Consider the following 15362-nt stretch of genomic DNA (forward strand, 5'->3'; position numbering starts at 1 on the left):
ACTGCTACTTTTATCACTTAGTATTGAAGAGCATGTCATTTTCGGGTATAATTTTAGATTGGTATCATCAAAATAAGCGTTCATTACCATGGCGTAAATCCATAAATCCATACAAAATATGGTTGTCAGAAATCATTCTTCAACAGACTCGAGTAGCTCAAGGCACCCCGTATTACTTAAGGTTTGTTGATAAATTTCCAACAGTAAACGATATGGCCAATGCTAGCGAAGAAGAAGTTTTGAAACTTTGGCAAGGCTTGGGCTATTATTCTAGGGCTAGAAATTTACATACTACTGCAAAAATTGTCGTTGAACAGTATAATGGTGTATTTCCAGATACTTATAAAGAGCTTTTAAAATTGAAAGGTGTTGGTGATTATACAGCAAGTGCTATATCATCTATATGTTTTAATGAAGCACAAGCCGTAGTAGATGGAAATGTTTATAGAGTTTTGTCTAGATATTTTGGGATAGAGACCCCAATAAACAGCACTGAAGGGATAAAGTATTTTAAGGTTTTGGCTAAAAAATTAATGGAGACCAATCATATAAGAGATTATAACCAAGGTATAATGGAGTTTGGTGCTATTCAATGTTCACCAAAAAAACCACTTTGCTTACACTGTCCTTTAAATGATAGCTGTGTAGCTTTGCAAAAGGGTGTTGTTGACCAACTGCCTGTAAAGTTGAAGAAGACAAAAGTTCGAAATCGATACTTTAATTATCTCATACCTATATATAAGGATATTAATGGAAACGTTTTTACATACCTTCAGCAGAGAAAAGGAAAGGGTATATGGCAAAATTTATGGGAGTTTCCTTTATTGGAGTCTAGTGATGTGTTAGATTGGGAGACTATAAATATTAGGTATAAGGAAGTTTTAGCAGATGTTGACGAGGTTGAGTTAATGGAATATAATGATAGTTCCATCATTCATAAATTATCACACCAGCACTTACATACTAAATTCTGGATTTTAAATACGAGTGTTGAAATCCCTAACCAAATTCCGTATGAAAAAATTAAGGAATTTCCTGTACCGGTTTTAATAGCAGATTTTATTAAAGCGTTTAAATTTTAGTACTTTTGATTTTTATATCTTTAAGTTATGAGTGGTACATTAAATAAGGTAATGTTGATTGGGCATTTGGGTGACGAAGTAAAAATGCATTATTTTGAAGGAGGGGGCAGTATTGGAAGATTTCCTATTGCCACAAATGAGACATATACCAATAAATCTACTGGTGAGCGAGTAACAAATACCGATTGGCATAACATAGTAGTTCGAAATAAAGCCGCAGAAATTTGTGAAAAGTATCTGAGTAAAGGCGATAAGGTATATGTTGAAGGCAGGTTGAAAAATCGTCAATGGCAAGGTGAAGATGGTAATACAAGGTATAGTACAGAAGTACATGTAACAGAATTTACCTTTTTGACCACCAAGAAAGAGGCTGGGGCAAATGATAGTAGTGCAGCTTCTAATGCTCCAAAAGCAAGTAATGATAACAGGACGCCAGCTAAGGCTCCTGCACCTTTAAGCCAAGAGGCTGAGGATGATCTTCCATTCTAACAAAAATAATAGGAACTATTGGACCCAGACCCCTTACCGTTTTTAGTAACTTCTTTGGTTGTAAACGGTGTATTTGCAATTAATATAATCGTACTATGTGTATTGCTACTCTGCTCTGCACTCGTTTCTGGCGCTGAAGTGGCTATGTTCGGTCTTTCATCAACCGAAATTAAAGAATTACATGATGAGAAATCGGCAAAAAGTACTATCCTTATTAAATTACTTGAACGCCCGAAAAAATTATTAGCAACAATATTAATAGCTAACAACGCCATTAATATTGGTATTGTTCTTTTGTTTAGTATAATTGGGGACACGCTATTTAAAAATGTTAATCAAGTATTATTTGGAGTAGTATCTGTTCGGTTTTTACTTGAAGTAGTTGTGGCAACATTTCTTATTTTAATGTTTGGCGAAATTTTACCTAAAGTTTATGCCAATAGAAATAGAATGAGTTTCTCACATTTAATGGCATTCCCACTACGGGTTTTAGATTTTATTTTTTCACCATTGAGTTTGCCCATGCGCTCAGGAACATTATTCTTATATAATAAACTAGGGAAACAAAAATCTAGTTTGAGTATTGATCAGTTATCTCAGGCATTAGATTTAACCTCGCATGGCGATACTACTAAAGAAGAAAAGAAAATATTAGAGGGTATCGTAACCTTTGGTAATACAGATACAAAACAAGTAATGCGACCTCGTATCGATATTTTCGCTCTAAATGAGCAAATGAAGTTTCTCGAAGTTATTGGAGAAATAAAGAAGAACGGTTACTCTCGTATTCCTGTCTTTGGAGAAAGTATAGACACTGTAAAAGGAGTGTTATATGTTAAAGATTTATTACCTTATTTAGATAGAAAGACCTTTAATTGGATGACATTGATACGTGAACCGTATTTTGTACCTGAAAATAAGAAGCTTGATGATTTATTGGCGGAATTTCAGGAAAAGAAAAATCACTTGGCAATTGTAGTCGATGAATATGGTGGTACTTCGGGGTTGGTGACATTAGAAGATATTATTGAAGAAATTGTTGGTGATATTAGTGATGAGTTTGATGATGAGGATTTGATTTTTTCTAAGTTGGATGATTTTAATTACGTTTTTGAGGGTAAAACTCCACTTAAGGATTTTTATCGAGTTATTAAATTAGAGGATAGCGATATCTTTGAGGAAAATAAGGGTGAATCAGAAACCTTAGCAGGATTTGTTTTAGAGAAAGCAGGTAGTTTTCCTAAACGAGGAGAAAAGATATTATTTGAGTCCTACACTTTTATGGTTGAGGGTATGGATAAAAAGAGATTGAAACAAATAAAAGTAACCCTACCCCATGAAGTTTAAATCGTTAGTAGGTTTTTTAATTTTAGTCATTTTTGTTTTGAGCTGTCAAGACGAGCCAATTCCTAAACCAAAGGCTAAAATGAGGTTAGAATATCCTAAGGGTAAATTAGCGGATTTAGAAACTGAAAATTTTAGTTTTAAGTATAATCAATTAGCGAAGGCTAAATTGAATGGAGATAAAGCATTTACCATTTCGTATCCAGAAATGAAGGGGGCTATTTTTCTTAGCTATAAAAAAGTAGATAATAATTTAGATCAATTAATCAATGATTCGAAAAGACTTAGTTATGAGCATGCAGCTAAGGCAGATAATATAGTGGAGCAACCTTACGTAAACCCTGATGAAAAGATATACGGGGCTTTGTTTGAGGTTCAAGGAAATGCCGCTTCACAGTCACAATTTTTTGTAACTGATAGTACTAAGCATTTTTTAACCGGTTCGGTTTATTTTTATACAAAGCCTAATTATGATTCCATTCTTCCAGCGGCATCATATCTTCAAAATGATATTAGGGGTATCATAGAAAGCCTTAGGTGGAAAAACTAATTATGTATAATGATGACAGAAGACGATATTTTAAATTGTTATAATAGAATACGACCATTTGTTCATAATACAGCAGTTCTTACTTCACGGTTAATAGATAAGGAAGTAAATGCCAGCCTCTTTTTTAAATGCGAGAATTTTCAAAGGGCAGGTGCTTATAAAATGCGAGGCGCAACAAATGCGATTTTGCAATTATCGGAAGAACAGAAGAAAAACGGAGTAGTAACACATTCATCTGGTAATTTTGCCCAAGCATTGTCTTTGGCGGCCCAAAGTGTCGGTGTTACCGCACATATAGTAATGCCAAATACAGCGCCAGAAGTAAAAAAAGTAGGAGTTAGGGAATACGGTGGTAATATTTATTTATGCGAACCAACCGTTCAAGCTCGGGAGGCTTTAGCAGATGAAATTGCTTTGAAAACCAGTGCAACATTCATTCACCCGTCTAATAATGAAAATGTAATTTTAGGACAGGCCACTGCTGCCTTAGAGCTTTTGAAAATACAGCCGGAATTAGATTTTATTTTTTGCCCTGTTGGCGGCGGTGGTCTCATAGCTGGTTCGGCTTTAGCTGCGAAGTATTTTGGAGATAATTGTAAAATGTATGGAGCAGAACCATTCGAGGCAGATGATGCTTATCGTTCTTTATTAAGTGGTAAGATAGAAGGTAATGAAACAGTAAATACAATCGCAGACGGACTTAAGACTACATTGGGAGATATTAATTTTCCAATTATAAAGGAGCTTGTTAGTGGTATAATCAGAGTAAGTGAAGATGAAATTGTTGCGGCAATGAAGCTTGTTTGGGAACGAATGAAGATTATCATTGAACCATCAAGCGCGGTAACTATTGCTGCGGTTATTAGGTTGTCTAAAGAGAATTCAGAGGTTTTAAAAAATAAAAAAGTGGGAATTATAATTTCCGGTGGAAATGTTGATTTGTCTAACCTTCCTTTTTAACTCCCTTTGTTAACTTGTTAAACCTTATTGCTTCTTTAAAATTTCTTCAGCGCGTTCAATGCTAGAGTTAATGTCCTCTTTTACTTTTTTAACTTTCTCCTCTTCTTTTTTAAGCCATTGCTTTTTTTCATCAGAAAGTTCTTTTCCATTCATTATTTCTTCGGAATCAAAACGATTACCGAAACCTTGCATCCAATCCATCATGGATCTATTTGCTTGTTGCAAATCTTTCATTGCTTTTGCCTCTATCGATTCTGCACCAAGAGAATCAGCCATTGGTTTTAATTGACCTACTAATTTACCTAAGGTTCCCATTTTTGGCATTACCTCATCATGAATGTCCATCACTTGTTCCATTTGTGATGATTCTTTCACTTTTTTAGATTCCTTGCAAGAGGTTGCACTAAGAAGGCCGACGATAGCAAGAATTGTAAATATATTTTTCATTTTAATTTCTTTCTTTAATGATGACTTTTTTTATTGAATACTCGTATTCTTTTACTTTAGTATTGGTGATGACAGATTTTAAATCCTCAATTGAAATAATTTTTGGGTCGAAAACGATAACTCCATTTTTTTTCTCGAAACTAACCTCCGCAGAAATAACTCCTTCTTTTTCATTTAAATTGGCAGCTATTTTATCTGCACATCCTTCTTGACAAGCCATGCCATCGATACCTATGATAATTGATGTTGACTGAACGTTTTCAATTATAGTAACCTTGTTAGGATTGTTTTGAGCCACTGATAAATTTGCTGACAAACAGATCGCTATAGTACATAAAACTAAAAAATTGATTTTCATTTCTCCAGATTCTATAGTGGTTTAAAAATTCACTTTAATCAGATATCAACGTAAAGATACCAATTATGGAAAATGAAAGCAGTAAACAATTTCTAAAATATGTTGTTAAACGAATCATTATCTTAGAAAAAAAGCCACTTTTGTTTAAAATTAAATTGATTGAAAAGTATAGATCAAAAGTGGGGTTACTTGATTGTTCTTTCATTGATATGGGGTTCGTCTTTTATTCTTATTAAGAAATCATTATTAGGCTTCACCCCTATACAGGTTGGTGGCTTACGAATCTTGTTTGCTTCTGTATTGCTTTTTTTATTAGGATTTAAATCGTTGAAAACCCTGGCAAGGGCGGATTGGAAATGGGTAGTTATTGCTGGTTTAAGTAGTTCGTTTTTTCCTCCATTTTTCTTTGCCTTAGCTCAAACTGAAATTAGTAGCGGTGTTACATCTATTTTAAATTCTATTGTACCATTGTTTACCACATTGGTCGGAATTGCTCTTTTTGGGTTGGCACTAAAAGGTAGGCAGGTACTAGGAGTGTTTATTGGGCTTTTAGGAACGGTTGTTCTCATAGCTGCAGGAATGGAAAGTAATGTTAATCAAAATTATTGGTATTCTTTATTTATTGTTTTTTCTGCTTTAGGCTATGCTTTTAATATAAATATTGTTAAAAAGTATTTATCACATTTGACTCCGTTGGCGGTTACAACAGCAAGTTTTGGGGTAGCTTTTATTCCTGCATTGATTATACTTTTGTACTCGGGAGTTTTTAACCAATTCGTGCAGAATACTGCAATGCAACAAGCGGTTTGGTACTTGCTGGCCCTTGCATTATTAGGTACTGCACTGGCCAATATATTATTTAATAAACTTATTAAACTTTCCAGCCCGGTTTTTGCTGCATCTGTTACATACTTAATACCACTTGTGGCTGTTTTGTTTGGCTTTTTAGATGGTGAACGTATAAGTTTGATTCAATTATTTGGCGGACTAATTATTTTGTTAGGTGTGTGGCTTGTTAATCGTAGGAAGCAATAATAATTTTTGACTAAATATATATTAACTGTAACAAATTAAATATAGACTTGTCTTTAAGCAGAAGTAATTATATTTAAAACCAGAACTCATGAAAAAAATATTTTTTACCGTTTTAGCTTTTGTAGTTGTTGTAGGCGGAATTCAAGCTCAAGAAAAAACATACACCGTTAAATCATTTGACAAATTAATTGTTAGTCCGCATATAGAAGTAAATCTTGTTGAGGGAACAGATGAAAGTGTGGTGGTCGATAATGCAAAGGTTGCATTCGATAAAATTAATGTGGAGGTTGACGGTAGAACACTTCGTATTTATTTAGATGGTGCAAAAGTGGTTACCAAATCTGAACGTGTTTCGAGTAATAATTGGAGGGGAAAAAGGTCTTTATACAATGGTACAATGGCTACGGTTACCGTTACGTATAGAAAACTTGAAAACTTATCAATTAGGGGAGAGGAAATTGTACGATGTAATAACCTTCTGACAGCAGATGATTTTAAAATGTCTTTATATGGTGCGGCAAAAGTATATTTTGATTCTGTTTCAATAGATGAGTTGACTGTAGCTATATATGGCAGTAGCTATTTGGAGATTTCAGAAGGTAACATTGCACGTCAAGTATTCAGAGCTTATGGTGAAAGTGAGGTTAATACGGTAGGTATGAACGCAGATGAAACCAAAATTACTGCTTATGGTGAAAGTAACTTTAGGGTAAAGGTTTCTGACCGCTTAAAAGTTACTTGTTATGGAGAAACGAATGTGAGTTATTCAGGTAATCCGGAGGTAGACATGGGTCTAATAATTGGTGAAGCTAAGATTACAAAAATTGCAGAGTAAATAGATTATTTTATAAATGTAAAAAACCCGCTGTATGGCGGGTTTTTTAATTGTCACTTTAAGAATTATTCAAAATCGACAGGCGAAACACCATCGTTAATTTTGATTTCAGATACTATAAATTCAAAAGATTGAGGCCCCACTGTTTGTATTAATTTAAAAGGGAATAAAATACCATTTACATCTTGATAGTTTTCAAAGTTCGAAGTGCTTGACATTTGTTGCCCTTGCGCCTCTGTTATATTGATTTCCTTTAATTTCAGTCCGGTTTCAACATCATAAAAAGCCGATTTTGTATCGTTTACTTTTAGTATGTATGCATTTTTGTCGCCAACCATTTCCATGCCTTGTACAGATGTTCCTTCAAGTTGAGCATAGTTTAGCTCAGGGAAGAGAGCAGATTCTTCTTTGATTTTGATTACTTCCTCTTCTGTCAAATCTTTACGTTGACCCTGTATCGTTACATAGCCATTATCTCCATTAAGCACTTGCTTGCTCATGGAATTACCCATCATTTTTACATCTTGCATAAATTGATTATCGGTGGTTTTCTTCATTTCTAGTTCAAGCTTCATGCCCTGCATTTCGGCAGCAGCTTTCATGGTATATGATTTAGCAGCTTCTAGTTTAGCTTTGCCACCAATGGCTTCAATGTATTTTTCTAAAATGGTTTTTGCCGTAATATCTTTAGGTATCGATACGTTATAATCTGGAGTTTCAATTCTATCAGCCGTTTTAGAATAGGATAAGACAGGTAGTTTTTTTCCATTGAAATCAATTTTTTCTAGATTCGCTAAAATTTCACTTCCTTTTCCAACGACAACAACACGAGCATTTTTAACATTAAAGAACTTTTTGGCAGCTAATTCTACATCTGCCTTACTAACATTTTCTAATTTTTCTAGAAATGTTTTATAAAAGTCCTTTGGTAAATCCTCCTTTTCTATATTCAAGGCATACCTTGCAATAGTTTGTGGGTCTTCTAACGCCATTATAAAGCTTCCGGCATAAAGGGCTTTGGTGGTTTTTAGTTCTTTTTCAGTGACTGGTTGTGTGTTGATTAGCTGTAATTCTTTTAGCATTTCTACTACTGAGCTATCGGTAACCATATTTCTAACCTCTGCACTAGCTACGAATCGAGAAGGGGCATATTTGTCATTGCCAATTGAAGTATAGGCACCATAAGTATACCCTTTATCTTCTCTTAGGTTAAGATTCAATCTACTATCAGATCCGCCTCCTAAAATTTGATTGGCTAACAATGCAGCAATGAAATCATCGTCTTTCATTTTAAGGTTAACGATGTTCTGTACCGTAATTTCCGATTGTACAGCGTTGGGCATATCAACTAAATTTATTTGAGTATTAGGAACATTTTTCGGTTCTGTATAGCTAAAACTTGGGGGTACTGCTTTCGTCCATGGGGTGAAATAGGTATCTGTCAATGTTTTGACTTCATCGATGGTTACGTCACCAATTACGATTAGGTATGCATTTGCCGGAACAAAGTATTCTCTGTAAAACTCTTCAACATCAACAAGTGTAACGTTATTCACGGTTTCTTCCGTAGCAAATTCGCCATACGGATGATTTTTTCCATAAGCCAGTGCGCGTTGTACTCTTCCGGATATAGCAGAAACTACTTTCTCTTCAGCTTTAAGTCCGGTTAGAAGTATATCTTTTTCCTTATCAAATTCTTCTTGTGTAAAGTTTGGGTAAATAGCTGCATCGGCCATAAGCTCCATCATTCTGGGAAAATACTTGGACAGAGATTGTGAATATGCGCCTTGTGAGCTAAAGCTAAGTCGGGCTCCTAAAAAGTCAATTTCTTCATTGAATTCATCTTTGGCGATATTTTTAGAACCTTTTCCTAAAAGGCTCCCTGTTAAACTGGCGACGCCCGCTTTATTACCTTCTAAAATAGGTGGATTATCTATCGATAATTGAATGGAAACCCTAGGTAGTTTGTGATTTTCAACTACTAATACCTTTAAACCATTGTTCAGATTAAAAGTTTCGGGTTCGCCTAAATTAATTTCTGGTGCTGGCCCTGGTGTTGGCATCACAGTACGGTCAACTTGAGCCTGTACGGTTAGGAAACTTAGAAATGTAAAGAGTAGTATATATGATGTTTTCATAATAGTTTTTAGTTTACAGTATTTTGTTCAGGTAAATATTCTAAAACCAATCTTTGATTCGGATTTAAATACTTGTTGGCTACTTCTTTTATTTCTTCTCTTGTAATAGATCTATAAATTTCTATTTCCTTATTTATTAAAGAAGTGTCACCATAAAGCATATAGTATTCCGCTAAAGAATTGGCAATACCTTCAACGCTAGAATTGCTGTTTACAAATTGATTTTCAAATTTATTCTGTAGCTTTTGATAATCATTTTCAGATATAAGATTACTTCTTAATTTTTCGATTTCTTCTTCCATTTCAGTATTAAGTACATCTAAACTAGTTTCGCCGACAGGTAAGGCAAAAACAATGTACATACCATAATCTTCTTGTGTTGCAGGAAAAGCACCTACCTGTAATGCCTGCTTTTGTTCATCTACTATTTTTTTATAAAGTTTAGATGAAGGTCCGTCACTTAAATAAGTAGATATCATATCTAGCACTTGACTGTCCCTATTTTTGAGTCCCGGGGTTCTATAGGCAATCATCGTAGCCGGAATTTGAATATTTGGGTCGTATGCCTTGGCATTGATTTGTTCTAGAATAGGCTCCTCTTGGGGAAAGTTTCTAGAAACTTCTTGCCCTTTTGGTATACTGCTGAAATAATCTGAAATCATTTTTTTGGCATTCTCTTTCTGAAAATCACCAGCGACTACTAATACGGCATTGTTGGGGACATAGAATTTTTTCTGAAAAGCTATAAATTCTTCTAATGTAGCGGCATCTAAATGATCCATCTTGCCGATAACAGTTTCTTTGTATGGGTGCTTCTTAAAGAGATTTGTTTTTATGTTTTCGATAAACTTACCATATGGAGAATTGTCTACGCGTAACCTTTTTTCTTCTTTTACCACCTCATTTTGAGTATCAACTCCTTTTTGATTGATAACAGGGTGTAACATTCTCTCCGATTCTAACCAAAGCCCTAGTTGCAAATTGTTAGAAGGAAAAACTTCATAATAATAAGTTCTATCTTCATCTGTAGTAGCGTTTCCAGAGCCGCCGTTTGATGAAACGATTTGGTCCCATTCCCCTTTTTCTATATTTTTCGTTCCTTCAAAAAGTAAGTGTTCAAAAAAGTGGGCAAAACCAGTACGTTCTGGGTTTTCATCTTTAGAACCTACATGATAAAGAACGGAAATTGAGATTATAGGTGCGGTATTATCTTGGTGTAGGATAACATGCAGACCATTATTCATGTCATACTCTTCAAACTTGACTTCTTGTGCCAAGGCTAACACTCCTGTTAAAAGTATAGCCGTGACGAGTAGTACTTTGTTTTTCATTTAATTAGTGTTTAATTAATCCTTAATTTAAATGCTCCGCTCCATTAGTAAGTATTCTTGTTGATTTGTTACGCTAAAAATCATTTTTGTAGGAGCAATCTTCAATATATGAATTGTTTAACAGTTTTTATTTAAATTATAATTGTTTATTGATTAAATTAAAAGTCTAAACAAGAAAATATTTTCAAAGATGAATAATTATGCCTTACCTATTCGATTTGGAGTTGCAGCTAGTGGTTGTTTAATTGCATACTTTCTTATTTTGTCTCTACTAGGGCTACACGTAAATGTGTTTTATAGTCTTTTCAACACCATAATTACTGGCTTTGCAATCTATGAGGCTATCAAATATTTTAAGTTAAAAAAAGGCGGAGCTTTTACCTACGCCACCGGCTTTATGGCAGGGTTAATAACTGGCGGGGTCGCGACTTTAATTTTCACATTATTTTTTGCCATATATTCTACGGAGCTTCAGCCTGGTTACTTAGAGGAACTTTCTACGCGTTGGGCAAATACGTATCGTAGTTTTGAAGCTATTGTGTTTTTAGCTGTGGCTATTATGGGTTTTACAACAAGTTTGGTGTTGACTCTATCATTTATGCAACTTTTTAAAAGTTCAAATAACACCAAAATAAAGCGTATTTAAATTTCAAGAAAACATTTGTAAATTCATGATTAAGAATTATATTTGCACCCGCCTATGGAAAAAATCCATCAGGTTTAATTTTTACATTTAACAATATGTACGCAATTGTAGAGATGGCAGGGCAGCAGTTTAAAGTTGCAAAAGACCAGAAAGTGTACGTTCACCGTTTACAAGTAGAAGAAGGTAAAAAAGTCACTTTTGACAATGTACTTCTTTTGGCTGATGGTTCGAACGTTACTGTTGGCGCCCCGGCTATAGACGGAGCCGCAGTAGAGGCTAAAGTCGTTAAACACCTTAGAGGTGACAAAGTAATCGTCTTTCATAAGAAAAGACGTAAGGGTTACAGAAAGAAAAATGGACATCGTCAATCTTTAACCGAGATTGTTATTGAGTCTATCATTTCAAAAGGAGCAAAGAAAGCAGAAACTAAGAAAGCAGAACCAAAAACTAAAAAAGCAGACGGTAAAGCAGCACCAGTTGAAGTTTCAGTTGCATCTAAGCCTAAAGCTAAAAAAGCTTCAGCTAAAGGTGATGATTTGAAAAAAGTTGAAGGTATCGGACCAAAAATTGCCGAAACTTTAATCGCAGCAGGTATTTCTACTTATGCAGAGTTAGCAAAAACAGACGCAGCTAAAATTTCTGAAATTATAGCTGACGTTCGTGGAAATCATGTAACCGATACTTGGCCAAAACAAGCGAAATTAGCTGCTGATGGTAAGTGGGATGAGTTACAGAAATGGCAAGATGAATTAGATGGTGGTGTAGCTAAATAAGGCTGATCATTAAGTATAATATTTAAAACCTTAGACAATGGCACATAAGAAAGGTGTAGGTAGTTCGAAAAACGGTAGGGAATCAGAATCAAAACGATTAGGTGTTAAGATTTTTGGTGGTCAAGCTGCAATCGCTGGTAACATTTTAGTTAGACAGAGAGGAACAAGACACAATCCTGGTGAAAATGTTTACGCAGGAAAAGATCATACTTTACACGCACGTGTAGATGGTATGGTAAAGTTCACGAAAAAAGCTGGTGGAAAATCATTTGTTTCCATTGAGCCTTTTGAAGCTTAAACTTAAAAGCACATTTTTAAAAAAACCTCTTCAGTAATGAAGGGGTTTTTTGTTAGGGTATAGTTACCAAAAGGTAAATACCTATAAAAAATAGGCTAATCTTAAAATAGCCTTAAAATTTAGACAACACTGTTTTGTCTTCAATCTAATTTCTTTGTGGCCAAATAACAACCACTTAGAAAATGAAAAACTCAGGAATTTTTTACCTTATCTTACTTGCACCTTTTTATCTCCTTGCTCAATCTGGAAATATTCATGGTACGGTAACTGATGAGAACGGTCTTTATCTACCAGGAGCAAATACGGTAATTTCTTCATTATCCAAAGGAGCAATAACAGATTTTGACGGAAAGTTTACAATAGTGGATATCCCGGCTGGTACATATAGTATAGAAGTCTCCTATTTAGGCTACGCCGACGTATCTCAGGAAATTACGGTAATAGCTAATCAAACAGTAAGTATCAATTTAAAGGTGGAACCTAAAACCATGGAACTTGAAAGTGTTGAGGTTTCTGCTTACGGTTTAAGTGGGCAATCAAAGGCATTGAATACTCAAAAGACCAATTTAAATATAACCAATGTAGTTTCAACGGATCAAATTGGAAAATTTCCGGATGTCAATATTGGAGATGCCGTAAAAAGAATTCCCGGTATAACTATGCAAGTAGATCAAGGTGAGGCGAGAAATATCATCATACGAGGTTTATCACCTCAATTGAATTCGGTTACTTTAAATGGTAGTAGGATACCATCTGCAGAAGGAGATAATAGAAATGTTCAGATGGATTTGATTCCGGCAGATATGATTCAATCTATAGAGGTGAGTAAGGCGGTTACTCCAGATATGGATGCAGATGCACTTGGTGGTTCTGTAAACTTGATAACAAGAACATCTCCACAAGGGTTTAGACTTTCGGCCACATTAGGTTCGGGTATCAACTTTATAACCGATAAGCCAATATTCAATGGGACCGTTCTTCTAGGTGATCGAAGCGAAAATGACAAATTTGGATGGATGATTTCTGTTTCCGGTAATGATAACGATTTTGGTTCTGACAATGTTGAAGCTGAATGGACAGATGAATTTGAGTATAATACAGGTATTGAGGATAGTGAAGGTGAGGCTGTTTTAGAAGAAGTAGATGTTGATCCCTATGTAAATGTTTATGAGCAACGAGAATATTTGGTACAACGTACAAGACGTAGTTTTTCGGCTAATCTAGATTATAAATTTGATATCAATAACACGGTGTTTTTAAAAACCATGTATAACTGGCGAGATGATAGAGAAAATCGTTTTCGTCTAGAACATGAGATTTTAGATGCAGAGGATATCGAAGAAGGAGATTTCACGATTACTGATGGTGTACCAACAAGATTTCCCGTGGAAGTAAAAAGACAATCTAAAGGAGGAATTGATAGTAAGAGGAACAAAAATCGCCGTTTAGAGGATCAACGTATGCAAAATTATAGCTTAGGGGGTAATCATCTTTGGGGAAGTTTAAAAGTTGACTGGATGACTTCTTACGCAAAAGCATCGGAAGAGCGACTTCATGAACGCTATGCTGAATTTGAATCGGAATACATTATCAATAATGATGTGTTGAATACTAGATACCCAAGATTTTCAGTTGCCAATATTGAAGACGCTGCATTAGAGAATTATGAGTATAGCGAGGTGACAGAAGAAAATCAATATACACAAGAAGAGGATTTTAATGTATTTGTGAATTTTGAACTTCCTGCAGATATTTTTGGTCAAGGAGATGGTTTTGTAAAGTTTGGGGCTAGAGGTCGTTTTAAATCAAAAGTAAGGGATAATGACTTTTATGAGTTTGATTTAGAAGATGATTTCCCAACCTTGGCAAACGTACCGGTTAAGGATTATAATGACCGAGATTTTTTAGCTGGTAGTCAATACCAAATTGGTTCATTCGCCAGTGAGGATTGGTTAGGATCTTTAGAACTAAATGTTGCTGATGGGGAGTTGATCGTAGATGAATTTGCACCTAGTAATTTTGAGGTCAACGAAAATGTAGTAGCCGGGTATGTAATGATCAATCAGAAATTATCCGAAAAACTGGGTGTTCTGGCAGGCGTTAGATTAGAGAATACCAATTTAGAATCTAGAGGTAATAGAGTTATTTATGTAGAAGAAGATGAAGATGTCGGTGTGGAAGAGGCAATTTTAGTTGAAGAGATCAATGGCAAAAATTCATATACTAATGTTCTTCCTGGTATTCACTTAAAGTACGATATATCGACTAATACAATACTACGATTAGCATTGACAAATACCTTGGCGAGACCAAACTACCAAGACCTCATTCCACGGGCTGAGGTTATTAATGAAGATAAAGAATTGGTTTTAGGAAATGCAGATTTGAAACCTACTACATCAATGAATTTTGATGTAATGGCAGAACACTATTTTCAAAGTGTTGGTTTAATTTCTGGAGGAGTTTTTTACAAAAACATAGATGACTTTATCTATACTTTTATATATGAAGCACCAGACGATAGTTTAGGCGTAGGCACGGAAGGTTATGATGTTTTCCAACCATTAAATGGTGATAGTGCTACTATTTTTGGGTTGGAATTTGCTTTTCAAAGGCAGTTAGATTTTCTTCCTGGCTTTGCTAGAAATTTTAGTCTTTATCTCAATTATACCTACTTGTCATCAGCAGCAGACGGTATTCGAAATGAGGATGGTGATGAGCGAGATGATTTGGATTTGCCAAATACCGCCCCAAACATGTTCAATGGATCTTTAGGCTATGCGGATAAAAAGTTTAGTGCAAGACTATCTGCTAATTTTTCCGATAGTTATATAGATGAAATAGGAGGTAACGATTTTGAAGATAGATATTATGATACACAGTTGTTTTTAGATTTAAACGCTTCATTTCAAATAAATAAGAATCTAAGCGTATATGCAGATTTAAACAATATCACCAATCAGCCATTACGATATTTTCAAGGGGTTAAAGAACGTACCCAACAGATAGAATTTTATGGGCAACGTTTTACTTTAGGTTTAAAATATGACCTTTTTAAAAAATAATCTAACATTTA

Annotated in this window: 15 protein-coding genes; 11 read left to right on the top strand and 4 right to left on the bottom strand. The window is 34.8% G+C overall.

All coding sequences use genetic code 11. From position 1 onward, the window contains the following. Positions 1-32: 32 nt before the first annotated feature. Genes mutY through AAC084_RS02440 form a run of 5 tightly spaced genes read left to right on the top strand, consistent with a single transcriptional unit; the run spans position 33 to position 4425 of the window. A complete protein-coding gene (mutY, locus tag AAC084_RS02420; RefSeq protein WP_339836408.1) occupies positions 33-1082 on the top strand; it encodes an A/G-specific adenine glycosylase in 1050 nt (349 codons plus the stop codon). Positions 1083-1109: 27 nt separating this feature from the next. Continuing rightward, entirely contained in the window at positions 1110-1571 is a 462-nt protein-coding gene (gene ssb / locus AAC084_RS02425; RefSeq protein WP_339836411.1) for a single-stranded DNA-binding protein, read from the top strand. 18 nt (positions 1572-1589) lie between these two features. Next, the gene (locus AAC084_RS02430; RefSeq protein ID WP_339836414.1) at positions 1590-2918 is read left to right on the top strand and encodes a gliding motility-associated protein GldE; all 1329 of its coding nucleotides are present in this window, start codon (positions 1590-1592) and stop codon (positions 2916-2918) included. Then, a complete protein-coding gene (gene gldD / locus AAC084_RS02435; protein ID WP_339836417.1) occupies positions 2908-3465 on the top strand; it encodes a gliding motility lipoprotein GldD in 558 nt (185 codons plus the stop codon). The genes AAC084_RS02430 and gldD overlap by 11 nt, the downstream gene beginning before the upstream one ends. A gap of 12 nt (positions 3466-3477) precedes the next feature. Then, positions 3478-4425, top strand: a complete 948-nt coding sequence (locus AAC084_RS02440) for a pyridoxal-phosphate dependent enzyme (RefSeq protein WP_339836854.1) — start codon at positions 3478-3480, stop codon at positions 4423-4425. 24 nt (positions 4426-4449) lie between these two features. Here AAC084_RS02440 and AAC084_RS02445 read toward each other — a convergent pair whose 3' ends face one another. Further along, a complete protein-coding gene (locus tag AAC084_RS02445; protein ID WP_339836419.1) occupies positions 4450-4872 on the bottom strand; it encodes a hypothetical protein in 423 nt (140 codons plus the stop codon). Position 4873: 1 nt separating this feature from the next. Beyond that, on the bottom strand, positions 4874-5230 hold the full coding sequence (locus AAC084_RS02450) for a heavy metal-associated domain-containing protein (RefSeq protein ID WP_339836421.1): 357 nt from the start codon (positions 5228-5230) through the stop codon (positions 4874-4876). Between the two features lie 159 nt (positions 5231-5389). On the opposite strand from AAC084_RS02450, the gene AAC084_RS02455 reads away from it, so the two are divergent. Together AAC084_RS02455 and AAC084_RS02460 are read left to right on the top strand one after the other, a co-directional pair. Continuing rightward, positions 5390-6265 (top strand): EamA family transporter, encoded by an 876-nt coding sequence (locus AAC084_RS02455; RefSeq protein ID WP_339836423.1) that lies wholly within the window; start codon positions 5390-5392, stop codon positions 6263-6265. 88 nt (positions 6266-6353) lie between these two features. Next, positions 6354-7100, top strand: a complete 747-nt coding sequence (locus AAC084_RS02460) for a head GIN domain-containing protein (RefSeq protein WP_339836425.1) — start codon at positions 6354-6356, stop codon at positions 7098-7100. Between the two features lie 65 nt (positions 7101-7165). Here the strand turns inward: AAC084_RS02460 and AAC084_RS02465 are convergent, their stop codons facing one another. Beyond that, positions 7166-9238 (bottom strand): pitrilysin family protein, encoded by a 2073-nt coding sequence (locus tag AAC084_RS02465; RefSeq protein ID WP_339836427.1) that lies wholly within the window; start codon positions 9236-9238, stop codon positions 7166-7168. Between the two features lie 8 nt (positions 9239-9246). Next, positions 9247-10569, bottom strand: a complete 1323-nt coding sequence (locus AAC084_RS02470; RefSeq protein ID WP_339836429.1) for a pitrilysin family protein — start codon at positions 10567-10569, stop codon at positions 9247-9249. Positions 10570-10759: 190 nt separating this feature from the next. Between AAC084_RS02470 and AAC084_RS02475 the strand changes: the two genes are divergently transcribed. The 4 genes from AAC084_RS02475 (at position 10760) to AAC084_RS02490 (ending at position 15351) form a co-directional block, all read left to right on the top strand. Then, positions 10760-11215, top strand: coding sequence for a DUF4199 domain-containing protein (locus AAC084_RS02475; RefSeq protein ID WP_339836431.1), 456 nt, complete (start codon positions 10760-10762; stop codon positions 11213-11215). A 95-nt stretch (positions 11216-11310) separates the two neighbouring features. Continuing rightward, positions 11311-11988 (top strand): 50S ribosomal protein L21, encoded by a 678-nt coding sequence (rplU, locus tag AAC084_RS02480; RefSeq protein ID WP_339836433.1) that lies wholly within the window; start codon positions 11311-11313, stop codon positions 11986-11988. A 37-nt stretch (positions 11989-12025) separates the two neighbouring features. Beyond that, the gene (rpmA, locus tag AAC084_RS02485; RefSeq protein WP_339836436.1) at positions 12026-12286 is read left to right on the top strand and encodes a 50S ribosomal protein L27; all 261 of its coding nucleotides are present in this window, start codon (positions 12026-12028) and stop codon (positions 12284-12286) included. A 182-nt stretch (positions 12287-12468) separates the two neighbouring features. Continuing rightward, on the top strand, positions 12469-15351 hold the full coding sequence (locus tag AAC084_RS02490; RefSeq protein WP_339836437.1) for a TonB-dependent receptor: 2883 nt from the start codon (positions 12469-12471) through the stop codon (positions 15349-15351). Positions 15352-15362: the final 11 nt, after the last annotated feature.

Origin of the sequence: uncultured Maribacter sp. (genome assembly GCF_963977385.1) — a bacterium.
Taxonomy (GTDB): Bacteria; Bacteroidota; Bacteroidia; order Flavobacteriales; family Flavobacteriaceae; genus Maribacter.